Source organism: Micromonospora sp. DT62 (genome assembly GCF_049847285.1).
Taxonomy (GTDB): Bacteria; Actinomycetota; Actinomycetes; order Mycobacteriales; family Micromonosporaceae; genus Micromonospora; species Micromonospora reichwaldensis.
On sequence record NZ_JBNCOB010000028.1, the window covers coordinates 35921 to 49355 of the forward strand.

The window sequence follows — 13435 nt, forward strand, 5'->3', positions numbered from 1 at the left end:
GGCCGCCGGTTCCGCCCGGCCTAGGATCGCGGGGTGGAGGAAGACATCCGGCGGGTCGGGATCATGGGCGGCACCTTCGACCCGATCCACCACGGGCACCTCGTCGCGGCCAGCGAGGTGGCGGACCGGTTCGGGCTGGACGAGGTGGTCTTCGTCCCCACCGGCCAGCCGTGGCAGAAGGCGGACGAGCCGGTCAGCCCGGCGGAGGACCGCTACCTGATGACGGTCATCGCCACCGCCTCCAACCCGCGCTTCCAGGTCAGCCGGGTGGACATCGACCGGGGCGGGCCCACCTACACCGTCGACACCCTGCGTGACCTGCACGCCGAGTACGGCCCGAAGGTGCAGCTGTTCTTCATCACCGGGGCCGACGCGCTGGAGCGGATCCTCTCCTGGAAGGACCTGGACGAGATCTTCGAGCTGGCCCACTTCATCGGGGTGACCCGGCCGGGCTTCGAGTTGACCGCCGCGCACCTACCGGCCGACACGGTGAGCCTGGTGCAGGTCCCGGCCATGGCCATCTCGTCCACGGACTGCCGGGCCCGGGTCGCCCGGGGGGAGCCGGTCTGGTATCTGGTGCCGGACGGTGTGGTGCAGTACATCGCCAAGCGACGGCTCTATCAGCCGTGATTCGGCCCGGTATGGGACGGTTCGGGCGGGTAACGCGCCAGAACTGACGAGTCGGGATTCCACCGGGTGTGAGACGCTTGGAGGATCGCACGGTTGATCGAAGGAGAACGGTGACAATTTCCGAACGCGCCCACGAGTTGGCCATCGCCGCCGCCCAGGCCGCGGCCGACAAGAAGGCGCAGGACATCGTCATCATCGACGTGGGCGACCAGCTCGCCATCACCGACGCGTTCCTGCTCGCCGCGGCTCCCAACGAGCGTCAGGTGCTCGCCATCGTCGATGCCATCGAGGAGCGGCTGCTGGAGCTGCCGGAGAAGGCCAAGCCGATCCGGCGCGAGGGCGAGCGGGGCGGCCGGTGGGTGCTGCTCGACTACGTCGACGTCGTGGTGCACGTCCAGCACACCGAGGAGCGCGAGTTCTACGCCCTCGACCGGCTCTGGAAGGACTGCCCGACGATCCCGTTCGTCGACCGCGACCTCGTCGACGCCGAGTCCGGCACCGGCTCCACCACCGCGGAATGACCCGCCTGATCATCTGGCGGCACGGCAACACCGACTGGAACGCCGCCAGCCGGGTCCAGGGGCAGACCGACGTACCGCTCAACGACCTCGGCCGCGAGCAGGCCCGCACCGCGGCGCCCCTGCTGGCCGGGCTGCGGCCCGACGCCATCGTGGCCAGCGACCTGAGCCGCGCGGCGGACACCGCCGACGCGCTGGCCGCGCTGACCGGGCTGCCGGTGCGCACCGACCCACGGCTGCGGGAGCGGCACTTCGGTTCCTGGCAGGGGCTCGCCCTCACCGAGGCCGCCGAGCGGCACCCCGCCGAGTTCGCCCGCTGGCGGGCCGGCGACCCGGACCCGGGCGCCGGCATCGAGACCCTGGACGACCTTGGCAAGCGGATGGGCGCGGCCCTGTCCGACGCCGCCGACGCCGTGCCCGGCGGCACCGTGGTGGTGGCCACCCACGGCGGCGCGGCCCGGCAGGGCTGCGGCCACCTGCTCGGCTGGGAGCATGCCGTCCTGCGCACCATCGGCCCGCTGCAGAACTGCCACTGGACCGAGCTGCGCCACGACGCCACCCGGGGCTGGCACCTGCGCGCCCACAACGTCGGCCTGATCACCGTCCCGGCCACCGAGGCCGTCTGACCCGGGCGTTCACCGACGACATCGGCTAGCGTGCCGGGCATGCCCGTCGCGGTCGTCACCGACTCCACCGCCTACCTCCCGCCCGAGCTGCTGCATGTGCACCGGCTGACGGTGGTGCCGCTGGCCGTCGTGCTCAACGGCGCCGAAGGGCTGGAGGGGGTGGAGACCACCCCCTCCGACGCCACCCGGGCGCTCGGCGGCCGGCGCGTCTCGGTGAGCACCTCCCGCCCCGCGCCGGAGCAGTTCGCCCAGACGTACCGGGAGCTGTTCGACGCGGGCGCCGACGGGATCGTCTCGGTGCACCTGTCGGCCGAGCTCTCCGGCACGGTGGAGGCCGCCCGGCTGGCCGCCGCCGGGTTCGACGACCGGGTCGCCGTGGTCGACAGCCGCTCGACCGGCATGGGCCTCGGCTTCCCCGCCGTCGCCGCCGCCACGGCCGCCGAGCGGGGCGAGGACCTGTCGGCGGTGCGCGACGCCGCCGTCGACGCCATCGCCCGTACCAGCATCTGGTTCTACGTCGACACGCTGGAGTTCCTCCGCCGGGGCGGCCGGATCGGCGCCGCCGAGGCGCTGCTCGGCACCGCCCTGTCGGTCAAGCCGATCATGCACATGCCGGACGGCGCGATCGTCCTCAGGGACAAGGTGCGTACGGCCAGCCGGGGCGTGGCGCGGCTGGCCGACCTGGCCGTCGAGGCCGCCGGCGACGCCGACGTCGACCTGGCCGTGCACCACCTCGCCGCGCCGCAGCGGGCGGAGGCGCTGCTGGAGGCGCTGACGGCCCGGCTGGGCGACCGCCTGCACGACTCGTACGTCTCGGAGGCCGGCGCCGTGGTCGCCGCGCACGCCGGGCCCGGCCTGGCCTGCGTCGTCGTGCACCGCCGCCCGCCGGTCAGCGGCTAGGTGTCCTGCCGGCCGTGATCGCTGTCGATCAGGCGGGGCAGCGACGGCACCCGTCCGGATGCCATCGTGACCCGATGAAGGACGACCTGCACAGCTACCTGAGGGGCGGCCGTGACGCGCTGCTGTGGAAGCTCGACGGCCTCAGCGAGTACGACGCCCGGCGCCCGCTGACCCCGACCGCGACCAACCTGCTCGGCCTGGTGAAGCACGCGGCGGCCATGGAGATCCTCTACTTCGGCGTCGTGTTCGGCCGGCCGTTCGAGCAGGAGCTGCCGTACGTCGGCGACGCCGCCGAGGCCAATGCCGACATGTGGGCGACCGCGGACGAGAGCCGCGAAGAGATCGTCGCGTTGTACCGTCGCGCCAGCTCCCACGCCGACACCACCATCGAAGCCCTCGCGCTCGACGACGTCGGCCGGGTGCCGTGGTGGGGCGATGCCGCGGTCACACTGCACCGCGTCCTGGTCCACGTCGTCGCGGAGACACAACGGCACGCCGGCCACGCGGACATCGTGCGCGAGCTGATCGACGGCGCGGCCGGGCTGCTTCCGAGTAACGACAACCTGCCACCCGCTGACGAGCCGTGGTGGCGGGACCACCGCCAGCGGGTGGAGCAGGCTGCCCTCGCCGCCAGCAACCGCTAGGACGGGGCAGGTGAGCGGTCCGGGTTTCGACGCGCGCTGAGCTGCCGTTCCTCGCCGCCCTAGCACATCACCCGCATGATCAGGCGGTTGTCCACAGGCGGTGCCGTCATCCACAGCCGTGCCCCGGCCGGCCGCGCGCCCCGGGCTCGCGGACCTAGCTTCGCGTCGTGTCAGAAGACGAGGAGACGGTGGTCCGGGAACGACTGCGTCAGCTGGTGGCGGGCTGGCCGTCGGGCGCCGCACCGGCGCACCCCGGCGGGTCCGCCGATCCCCTGGAACGGACCGGCGAACCCGCCGGGCAGTTCGACGACCGTCAGGGGCCGGCCGGGCTGTCCGGCGGTCATCGGAGGCCCGCCGGGCTGTCCGGCGACCGTCTGGGCCCGGTCGGGGTGCCGGAGCCGGTCGTGGCGCTGCCGCCCCGCACACCGGCGTCGCTGCCCGGCACACCGGCGTCGCCGCCCCGTACACCGACGTCGCCCGCCGGCGCGGCGGGGCCGCCGGAGCCCGACCTGCCGACCCATGCCCCCGAGGCCGGTGTGGCGTCCCGGTTGCCGGGGCCCGGGGCGTTCGACCCCGGCCGGCGGGGAGTGCGGGCGTTGGCCGCCGTCGCCGTGCTGGTGGTGCTCGGGGCCGGCTTCTGGGCCTGGCGGTCCCGGCCGCAGACCGAGCCGGTCCGCCCGGTCGCCACCGCCGAGGCATCCGATGCGACGGTGACCGGCCTCGCGGAACCGGCCGCCACGTCGGCCGGCGAGCTGGTGGTCGCGGTCGCCGGCAAGGTACGCCGTCCCGGGCTGGTCCGGGTGCCGGCCGGCGCGCGGGTCGCCGACGCCGTGGAGGCAGCCGGCGGGGCGCTGCCAGGGGTGGACGTGGCCCTGCTCAATCCCGCCCGCAAGGTCACCGACGGGGAACTGATCCTGGTCGGCGTCACGGCACCGCCAGGGGCGGCACCCCCGCCCGGGGCGGCTCCCGGCGGCGCGCCGGGGGCGCCCGGCGCGGGTGGCCGGCTCAACCTCAACACCGCGACGCTCGCGCAGCTCGACGCGCTGCCGGGCGTCGGGCCGGTGCTCGCCCAGCGCATCCTCACCCACCGCGACCAGCAGGGCGGCTTCCGCTCGGTCGGCGACCTGCGCCAGGTCGACGGCATCGGCGACGCCCGCTACGAGCAGCTCAAGGACCTGGTGACGGTGTGACGACCGGCGGCGCGCTGGGCTCGCCCGACTCCGGTCCTGGCCCTGGCTCCGGCTCGTCCGGCACCGGCCCGTCCGGTCCCGAGGCCTCCGGCGTCGACGCCGGGGGCGAGCGGGCCGCGGCGGCCATCGACCTGCGGCTGGCCGGACTGGCGGTGGCCACCTGGCTCGCCGCGCTGGCCGGGCTGCACCTGACCGTCAGCGGGACCATGCTCCTGGCGGCGGTGGCCGCCGGGGCGGCCGGGCTGGGCGGGCTGCACCTGGCCGGCGTCCTCGGGCGGCCGGCCGACCCCGTCCGGCGGTACGGCTGGATCGCCGTCGCCGTGCTGCTCGGCGTCGTCTGCGGCGCGACGGCCACCGCCGCGCGGCTGTCCGTGCGCGACTCCGGTCCCGTCCGCGCCCTGGTCGAGGAGCGGGCGGTCGTCACCGCCGAACTGGTCGTCCGCGACGATCCACGCCCCGTACGCGGCGTCGCCGGGCGCCCGGCCACCCTGCTCGTGCCGGCCGAGCTGACCTGGTTCACCGGCCCGGACGGACGACGGGTCGCGACGCCGGCCCACGTGCTGGTCCTCGCCACCGATCCCGCCTGGCGGGGGCTGCTGCCCGGTCAGCGGCTGACCGCAGAAGGACGGCTCGCCGCCCCGCGCGGCGGCGACCTGACCGCGGCGGTGCTGAGCGCGGCCGGACCGCCGGTGCCGCACGGGGCCGCCCCGTCGCCGCAGCGCGCCGCCGGATCGTTGCGGGCCGGCCTGCAACGCGCCTGCCTGCCGCTCCCCGACGAGCAGGGCGGGCTGCTGCCCGGCCTGGTGGTCGGCGACACGAGCCGGCTGCCGCCCACCGTCGAGGAGGACTTCCTCGCCACCGGCATGACCCACCTGAACGCGGTCTCCGGTTCCAACGTGGCCATCGTCGTAGGGGCGGTGCTGCTGCTGGCGCGGTGGGCGCGGGCCGGGCCGTGGCTGGCCGCCGGGCTCTGCGGGCTGGCGTTGGTGGGCTTCGTCATCCTGGTCCGTCCCTCGCCGAGCGTGGTACGCGCCGCCACCATGGGCGCCATCGGGCTGGCGGCGTTGGCGGCCGGACGCCCCCGGGCGGCGCTGCCCGCCCTCTCCGCCGGGGTGGCCGTGCTGGTGCTGGTCGACCCGGAGCTGGCCGGCGACGCCGGCTTCGCGCTCTCCGTGCTGGCCACCGGCGGTCTGCTGCTGCTCGCCCCGAGGTGGCGCGACGGGCTGCGTCGGCGCGGGGTGCCGGCCGGGCTCGCCGAGGCGCTGGCCGTGCCGGCGGCCGCGCAGCTCGCCTGCGCCCCGGTGGTGGCCGGGATCTCGGGCACGGTGAGCCTGGTCGCCGTGCCGGCGAACCTGCTGGCGGTGCCGGCCATCGCGCCCGCCACGGTGCTCGGGGTGCTGGCGGCGGCGGTGTCGCCCGTCTGGCCGGCCGGGGCGGAGTTCGTCGCGTGGCTGGCCAGCTGGCCGGCCTGGTGGCTGGTCATGGTGGCGCGGCACGGCGCGCGGCTGCCGGCGGGCACGCTGCCGTGGCCGGGCGGGGTGCCGGGGGCCCTGCTGCTGACCGGGCTGACCGTCGCGCTGCTGGTGGCCACCCGGCACCCGGTCGTCCGCCGGCTGGTGGCGGTGGTCGTCGTCGCCGTCGTGGCCGGCACGCTGCCCGTACGGCTGGCCGCCCCCGGCTGGCCCCCGGCGGGCTGGGTGGTCGCCGCCTGCGCGGTCGGCCAGGGCGACACCGTCGTGCTGCCGGTGGCGGCCGGCCGGGCGGTGGTGGTCGACGCCGGGCCGGACCCGGGGGCGGCGGACGGCTGCCTGCGTCGGCTGGGCGTACGGGAGGTCGCGCTGCTGGTGGTCAGCCACTTCCACGTCGACCACACCGGCGGCGTGGCGGGCGTGTTCCGGGGGCGACCGGTGGGTGCCGTGCTCACCCCGCAGTGGTCCGAGCCCGCCGCAGGGCGGGAACTGGTCCTCGCCGAGGCCGCGGCGCACTCCGTCGACGTGGTGGCGGGCGCGGCCGGGTGGCGGTACCGGGAAGGTGGCGTCGAGTTCACCGTCATCGGCCCGCCCCGCCCGATGCGCGGCACCCGGTCGGATCCCAACAACAACTCGCTGATGCTGCTCGCCACCGTCTCCGGCGTACGGATCCTGCTCGCCGGGGACGCCGAGACCGAGGAGCAGCGGGCGCTGCTGGACGACACCTCGCCGGGCGGTCTGCGGGCCGAGGTGCTGAAGGTCGCGCACCACGGGTCGGCCTACCAGGACCCGGCCTTCCTGGACGCGGTGCGTCCCGTGGTGGCCCTGGTGCCGGTGGGAACGGGCAACACCTACGGGCATCCCAATCCGGCGGTGCTCGGGCGGCTGGCCCGGGGCGGGGCGCGGGTGCTGCGTACCGACACGGAGGGGGACGTGGCGGCGGTGCTCGGCCGAGCCGGTCTGGGGGTGGCGACACGCGGCACGCCGCCGGGCCGACAACGGTAGGAATCGACGTCGATTATCGGCTTTGGTGGTCCACTGAGGTAAATGTCTGGATTTGCGCTGAGTGCGGGCTCCGCAACCGGAGTGCCGACGAGCAGACTGGATCCGGCCGCCGGCCGTGCGAATATGGGCGGCGTGACCGCCGCCAGCCTCGCTCCTATTCTGCTCGTCCTCGGCGACGAGGAGCTGCTCGCCACGCGCGCGGTCACCGAAGCCGTCGCGAAGGCCCGCAGCGTCGACCCCGACGTGGACGTCCGCGAATACCAGGCCGGTGCCCTCGTCGTCGGCGAGATCGCCGAGATGCTCAGCCCGTCCCTCTTCGGCGGGCGACGGGTGCTGGTGCTGCGCGCCGGCCAGGACGCCCGCAAGGACCTGGTGGCGGCCCTGCTGGCGTACGCGAAGAATCCCGACCCGGACGTGCAACTGATCGTGCTGCACCTCGGCGGGGCCAAGGGCAAGGCGTTCGCCGACGGGCTGAAGGCGGCCGGCGCGACGGTGGTGCCGGCGGCAAAGCTCAAGGGGCACCGCGACCGGGTGGCCTTCGTCCGGGACGAGATCCGCCGAGCCGGCGGGAAGTGCACCGACGACGCGGCCGAGGCGCTCATCGCGGCGGTCGGCAACGACATGCGCGAGCTGGCCGCCGCCTGCTCCCAGCTGATGGCCGACACCGACGGGCGCATCGGCGCCGACACGGTCTCCCGCTACTACCGGGGCCGGGTCGAGGTGACCGGTTTCACCGTCGCCGACGCCGCCATGGTGGGCGACGTGCCGGCGGCGCTGGAGGCGCTGCGCTGGGCGCTGCACGTGGGGGTCGACCCGGTGCCGATCGCCGACGCGATCGCCGACGGCGTCCGCACCGTGGCCCGGGTGGCCGCCGCCGGTCGGGGCGACCCCTTCCAGTTGGCGAGCACCCTCGGCATGCCGGCGTGGAAGATCAGGTCCGCCCAGCAGCGGGCCCGTGGCTGGACGCCCGAAGGGCTGGTCGAGGCGATGCGGGCCGCGGCCGAGTGCAACGCGGCCGTCAAGGGTGGCTCGGACGACCGCGCGTACGCGCTGGAGCGGGCCGTGTTCTCGGTCGCCGCCGCCCGGCAGGGTGGCGCCCGGTGAGCGGAGCACCCCGCGGCTCGTGGGCCACGATCCCCGCCGACGAGGAGCGGTACCGTCCGCTCTACGCGCGCCTGCTCCGGCTGCGCTTCGTCAACCCGGGCGGGGTGCTCTGCTTCCTCTTCTTCGAGGGCGCCGTCGCGCTCGCCGCGCTGCTCGCCCTCGCCGAGCTGGTCACCTGGTGGTCGGTGCTCGTCCTGCCCGCCACGGTGGCCGCGATGGTGAAGCTCAACGACATGGTGGCCGCGATGGTGGTCCGCACCGCCGCCCTCGTGCCCGAGCAGGAACGGGACCGCTTCCGCCAGCAGATGGAGCCGGTGGTCGGGCGGGCCAGGGTCGACTGGGTCGCGCACACCGTGCCGGGCGTCGTCGTCACGGCGTCGCCGGCGCCGCACGCTACGCGTGCCGTACGCGACCGGCAGGTGTACCTGGACGCGCAGCACGGCTTAGGGGAGCGCGACGGCGGCCGGGCGGACGCCGAGTTCGGCCCGCAGCGTGCCCACCCCGATCCGCTGAGCTGACGATCCGCCGCCGACCGGAGGTCGGTCACGGCGACCTGGCAACCGACCCGACGGCGACCTGGCAACCGACCCGACGGCGACCTGGCAACCGACCCGACGGTGACCTGGCAACCGACCTGACGGCGACCTGGCAACCGACCCGACGGCGACCCGGCGACCGATCCGTGCCTGGCAGGCCGTGGCCCACCCGGAGTCGCCCCGCTTGAGACCTTGGAAGGCAACGGCCCCGGTGAGGGCCCGTTCCTGCCAAGATCTGCTGTGCGACCGACAGCGAGCCACGAGAGCCCCCGCGAACGACGCTCGACCGCCGCGAACGACGCCCGGCCACGGCAAGCCACAAAGAGCCGCCGCGAACGACGCTCGCCACGGCGAACGACGCCCGGTCGGGCCGACCTGCGGGGTGGGCCGAGGGGCCGCCGGCGAGCCGACGTCAGGCCACGGCGGACGACGTCAGGCCATGGCGGACGACGTCAGGCCATGGCGGACGACGGCGCACCCGCAGCACAGCGCGTGAAACGCAGACAGCCGGATGCCCCGGGTCGTGCCCCGGGGCATCCGGTCAGGTCTGAGGTCGCCTCGTCAGGCGGAGAGCGACACCACGCGCTTGGCGATCGCGGACTTGCGGTTCGCGGCCTGGTTCGAGTGGATCACGCCCTTGCTGACCGCCTTGTCCAGCTTGCGCGAGGCGTCCCGCATGAGGATGGCGGCCTTCTCGGCGTCACCAGCCTCAGCGGCCTCGTTGAACTTCCGGACCGCGGTCTTCAGCGACGACTTGACCGACTTGTTACGCAGCCGGCGCTTCTCGTTCTGCCGGTTGCGCTTGATCTGGGACTTGATGTTCGCCACGCGACAGCCTCGTCTTGATAGCTCGGGTTGGTCTGCTTCCGCGCCCGACGAGCATGCGTCATCGCTGCGCGAAGAGCCAGGTTACCAGGTCGCCTGGGGCGAGCCAAAACGGCTCGGTCCCCGCCCTGGTGGGCGCCGCGCCCCACGGCGAACGGTCAGGTCCAGCCCTGCCGGCGGGCGAGCCAGCCGAGTGACTGCTCGCCGCTCCACCGCTGGTGCGCCGGGAGGTGCGGTGACGCGGTACCGGGCGCCGAGGCGGCGGTGGTGAGGAAGTAGCCGGAGAGGGCGGCGAGGCTGGCGTCCAGCGCGTCGGGGGGCGCGCCCGCCGATGCCGGGTGCCGGGCGAAGAGCGCGTCGGCGTCCAGGCCGTCGGCGTACGCGGTGAGCAGGAGGGTCACCAGGTCGAACCAGGGCGGCCCCTGGCAGAGCCACGTCCAGTCGCAGAACCAGGCCCGCCCCGCCCCGTCGATCAGCACGTTGTCCAGCCGCAGGTCGCCGTGGATCAGACCGGTCGCGCCGGCGGCGTACGCGGGGAGGCGGGACTCCAGCGCGACCAGCTGGGGCAGGCGGTCCCGGAGCGGCGCGGGCAGCGGCGGTGCCGGCTCCCGGCCGGCGGCCACCTCGCCCCACCAGAGGATGTCGTCGCGGGCCAGGTCGGCGAGGTGGGGCAGCCCGAGTTCGCGCAGTCCGGCCGGCGCACCGGCCAGCGCGGCGGCGATGTCGGCGTACCCGGTCAGGGTCGCGGTCAGCTCGGCGGGGTCCCAGGGCAGCCGGGGCGTGTGCCCGTCGACGGCGTCCAGGCAGAGCGCGAACCAGCCGGCCTCGTACAGCGTCCACCGGGGGCGGGGCGCCGGGAGCCCGGCCGGGAGCCGGTCGAGGATCGCGGCCTCCCGGGCGTACCAGTCGACCAGTCGCGGTTGCTCGGCGGTGGCCGCGGCCTTGACGAAGGCCCGGCTCCCGGCGGCGGTGCGGAGCACGGCGGCGAAGCCGCGGGTGAAGCCGGCGCAGGCGACCCGGGCCGCGACCACGGGCGCGCCGAGGCGGTCGCCGATGGCGGTACGCAGCGCCGCCGGCAGCGTCGCCCACTCCGGCCGGCGGGCGGTCGCGTGGTAGGGCACGGGCAGCGGGGACGTCGGGGTCACGCCACCATGCTGCCGGGTGGCGGGTCGGCCCGCACCGCCACTGCGCCCCGCCGGCCGCGACCCGCCGTGCCTCCCGTGGCGGGGTGGGAGCGGCGCGCGGTCTGCCAGACTGCCAGGCCATGAGGACCGACGACTTCTGGCAGTTGATCGACCGGGCCCGGGCCGGCGGCGGGGGAGAGCCGCACGCGGTCGCCGCGCGGGCCGTCGCCCTGCTCGCCGAGCGGGACCCGGAGGACATCGTCGGGTACGCCCGCCACCAGGCGCGGGTGCTGTCCGCCTCGCACAAGGTCGACCTCTGGGGCGCCGCCTACCTGATCAACGGCGGCGTGTCCGACGAGGGCTTCCACCACTTCCGGGGCTGGCTGATGACCCAGGGGCGCGAGGTGTTCGCACGTGCCGTCGCCGACCCGGACTCGCTGGCCGGGCTGTCCCAGGTGAGGGCGGCCTCGCTCAGCGGTGAGGAGTTCTCGGCCGCCGAGATGCTGGCGGCGCCGTGGGACGCGTACCGCCGGGTCACCGCCGCCGAGCTGCCGGCGGACCCGGAGCCGGCGCCGGTGCCCGACCTCAACGACTTCTGGGACTTCGACGACGAGGAGGAGGCGAAGCGGCGGCTGCCCAAGCTGGCCGCCCTCTTCGTCGAGCCCCCCGCCGAGTAACCCGCTCGCGGGGTGGTCCCGGCGGCGGGGATCGCCCGCGCAGCGGACGCGCGGCGGCGACGTGGGAGCATAGAGGGGGCCGGCGTCGTGCCGGCCCGCTCACGTCAGCCGACCAGAACGGACCGCTGTGCCACCGACGCTCGATTCCGGCGCGAACGCTCCTGGTTCCACCGACCCGGCGCGCATCCGGAACTTCTGCATCATCGCCCACATCGACCACGGGAAGTCGACCCTGGCCGACCGGATGTTGCAGCTCACCGGCGTGGTCGACCCACGGCAGATGCGTGCGCAGTACCTCGACCGGATGGACATCGAGCGCGAGCGCGGCATCACGATCAAGAGCCAGGCCGTCCGGATGCCCTGGACCATCCGGGAGGGCGACCGGACCGGCGAGTCCGCCGTGCTCAACATGATCGACACCCCGGGTCACGTCGACTTCACCTACGAGGTGTCCCGGTCGCTGGCCGCCTGCGAGGGCGCGGTGCTGCTGGTCGACGCCGCGCAGGGCATCGAGGCGCAGACCCTGGCGAACCTCTACCTGGCGCTCGAGAACGACCTGCACGTCATCCCGGTGCTCAACAAGATCGACCTGCCGGCCGCCCAGCCGGAGAAGTACGCCGAGGAGCTGGCGCACCTGATCGGCGGCGACCCGGCGGACTGCATCCGGGTCTCCGGCAAGACCGGCGAGGGTGTGCCGTACCTGCTCGACGAGATCGTCCGGCAGTTCAAGCCGCCGGTCGGCGACGCGGAGGCACCCGCCCGCGCCATGATCTTCGACTCGGTCTACGACGTCTACCGGGGCGTGGTCACCTACGTCCGGGTCATCGACGGGCGGATCAGCGCCCGCGACCGGATCAAGATGATGTCCACCGCCGCCGTGCACGAGCTGCTGGAGATCGGCGTCATCTCGCCCGAGATGGTGAAGGCCGACGCGCTCGGCGTCGGCGAGGTGGGTTACCTGATCACCGGCGTGAAGGACGTCCGCCAGTCCCGGGTCGGTGACACGATCACCATCAACTCCCGGCCGGCGAAGGAGGCACTCGGCGGCTACAAGGACCCGAAGCCGATGGTCTACTCGGGCCTCTACCCGATCGACGGTTCCGACTACCCCAACCTGCGCGAGGCGCTGGACAAGCTCAAGCTCAACGACGCCGCGCTCGACTACGAGCCGGAGACGTCGGGCGCGCTCGGCTTCGGCTTCCGGTGCGGCTTCCTCGGCCTGCTGCACCTGGAGATCATCCGGGAGCGGCTGGAGCGCGAGTACAACCTCGACCTCATCTCCACCGCGCCGAACGTGGTCTACCGGGCCATCACCGAGGACGGCGAGGAGATCGTCGTGACGAACCCGAGCGAGTACCCCACGGGCAAGATCGCCGAGGTGTACGAGCCGGTCGTGCGCGCCACGGTGCTCACCCCGAACGACTACGTCGGCGCGGTGATGGAGCTCTGCCAGGGCCGCCGGGGCAGCCTGCTCGGCATGGACTACCTCTCCGCCGACCGGGTGGAACTGCGCTACACGCTGCCCCTCGCGGAGATCATCTTCGACTTCTTCGACCAGTTGAAGAGCCGCACCAAGGGCTACGCCTCGCTGGACTACGAGCCCTCCACCGAGCAGGCGTCCGACCTGGTGAAGGTCGACATCCTGCTGCACGGTGAGCCGGTGGACGCGTTCAGCGCGATCGTGCACAAGGACAAGGCGTACAACTACGGCGTCACGATCGCGGCGAAGCTGCGCAACCTGATCCCGCGCCAGCAGTTCGAGGTGCCGATCCAGGCGGCGATCGGCAGCCGGGTGATCGCCCGGGAGACCATCCGGGCGATCCGTAAGGACGTGCTCGCCAAGTGCTACGGCGGTGACATCAGCCGCAAGCGCAAGCTGCTGGAGAAGCAGAAGGAGGGCAAGAAGCGGATGAAGATGGTGGGCCGGGTGGAGGTCCCCCAGGAGGCCTTCATCGCCGCGCTCTCCTCCGACTCCGGCGACGGCAAGGCCCCCGGCAAGAAGTGACCCGCCGCCGGTGCGTCCGGCGGATGACGACGTACGACGGCCGGCGCCCCGGCCGGGCTGCGGACCCCTCGGTGGTCCCGCCCGGCCGGGGCGCCGGCCGTTCGCGTCGAAGGAATTTTTCGGCCCGGTAGCCCCCCGCTCCGCCCGCTGGCGGGAAGGGCGCCACCTGCGCGAATGATCGC

13 protein-coding genes are annotated in these 13435 nt (G+C 74.5%); 11 read left to right on the forward strand and 2 right to left on the reverse strand.

Features of this window, described 5'->3' with window-relative positions; all coding sequences use genetic code 11:
* Positions 1–33 precede the first annotated feature (33 nt).
* From nadD to ACPXCB_RS26975, 9 genes are all read left to right on the forward strand, one after another.
* The gene (nadD, locus tag ACPXCB_RS26935; RefSeq protein ID WP_132240431.1) at positions 34–630 is read left to right on the forward strand and encodes a nicotinate-nucleotide adenylyltransferase; all 597 of its coding nucleotides are present in this window, start codon (positions 34–36) and stop codon (positions 628–630) included.
* A 110-nt stretch (positions 631–740) separates the two neighbouring features.
* Positions 741–1151: a ribosome silencing factor gene (gene rsfS, locus ACPXCB_RS26940; protein WP_425878531.1), complete on the forward strand. Its 411-nt coding sequence runs from the start codon at positions 741–743 to the stop codon at positions 1149–1151.
* Positions 1148–1774 carry a histidine phosphatase family protein gene (locus ACPXCB_RS26945; protein ID WP_425878533.1) on the forward strand — a complete coding sequence of 209 codons (627 nt, stop codon included), beginning with the start codon at positions 1148–1150 and terminating at the stop codon, positions 1772–1774. Before rsfS ends, ACPXCB_RS26945 begins: the two co-directional genes overlap by 4 nt.
* 39 nt (positions 1775–1813) lie before the next feature.
* Positions 1814–2674, forward strand: coding sequence for a DegV family protein (locus ACPXCB_RS26950; RefSeq protein ID WP_425878535.1), 861 nt, complete (start codon positions 1814–1816; stop codon positions 2672–2674).
* Positions 2675–2748: 74 nt separating this feature from the next.
* The gene (locus ACPXCB_RS26955) at positions 2749–3318 is read left to right on the forward strand and encodes a DinB family protein (RefSeq protein WP_425878537.1); all 570 of its coding nucleotides are present in this window, start codon (positions 2749–2751) and stop codon (positions 3316–3318) included.
* Positions 3319–3677: 359 nt separating this feature from the next.
* Positions 3678–4508 (forward strand): helix-hairpin-helix domain-containing protein, encoded by an 831-nt coding sequence (locus tag ACPXCB_RS26960; protein ID WP_425878607.1) that lies wholly within the window; start codon positions 3678–3680, stop codon positions 4506–4508.
* The gene (locus ACPXCB_RS26965) at positions 4505–6982 is read left to right on the forward strand and encodes a ComEC/Rec2 family competence protein (RefSeq protein ID WP_425878539.1); all 2478 of its coding nucleotides are present in this window, start codon (positions 4505–4507) and stop codon (positions 6980–6982) included. The genes ACPXCB_RS26960 and ACPXCB_RS26965 overlap by 4 nt, the downstream gene beginning before the upstream one ends.
* 123 nt (positions 6983–7105) lie before the next feature.
* Positions 7106–8086, forward strand: coding sequence for a DNA polymerase III subunit delta (gene holA, locus ACPXCB_RS26970; RefSeq protein ID WP_425878541.1), 981 nt, complete (start codon positions 7106–7108; stop codon positions 8084–8086).
* On the forward strand, positions 8083–8604 hold the full coding sequence (locus ACPXCB_RS26975) for a hypothetical protein (RefSeq protein WP_425878542.1): 522 nt from the start codon (positions 8083–8085) through the stop codon (positions 8602–8604). The genes holA and ACPXCB_RS26975 overlap by 4 nt, the downstream gene beginning before the upstream one ends.
* A gap of 579 nt (positions 8605–9183) precedes the next feature.
* Here the strand turns inward: ACPXCB_RS26975 and rpsT are convergent.
* Together rpsT and ACPXCB_RS26985 are read right to left on the reverse strand one after the other, a co-directional pair.
* Positions 9184–9450 (reverse strand): 30S ribosomal protein S20, encoded by a 267-nt coding sequence (gene rpsT / locus ACPXCB_RS26980; RefSeq protein ID WP_425878544.1) that lies wholly within the window; start codon positions 9448–9450, stop codon positions 9184–9186.
* Positions 9451–9605: 155 nt separating this feature from the next.
* On the reverse strand, positions 9606–10592 hold the full coding sequence (locus ACPXCB_RS26985; RefSeq protein WP_425878545.1) for a phosphotransferase: 987 nt from the start codon (positions 10590–10592) through the stop codon (positions 9606–9608).
* Between the two features lie 119 nt (positions 10593–10711).
* Here ACPXCB_RS26985 and ACPXCB_RS26990 point away from each other — a divergent pair, with 119 nt between their 5' ends.
* A complete protein-coding gene (locus ACPXCB_RS26990; RefSeq protein WP_425878547.1) occupies positions 10712–11248 on the forward strand; it encodes a DUF4240 domain-containing protein in 537 nt (178 codons plus the stop codon).
* Positions 11249–11375: 127 nt separating this feature from the next.
* Complete coding sequence (gene lepA, locus ACPXCB_RS26995; protein WP_425878548.1) at positions 11376–13253, forward strand: translation elongation factor 4; 1878 nt, start codon at positions 11376–11378, stop codon at positions 13251–13253.
* Positions 13254–13435: the final 182 nt, after the last annotated feature.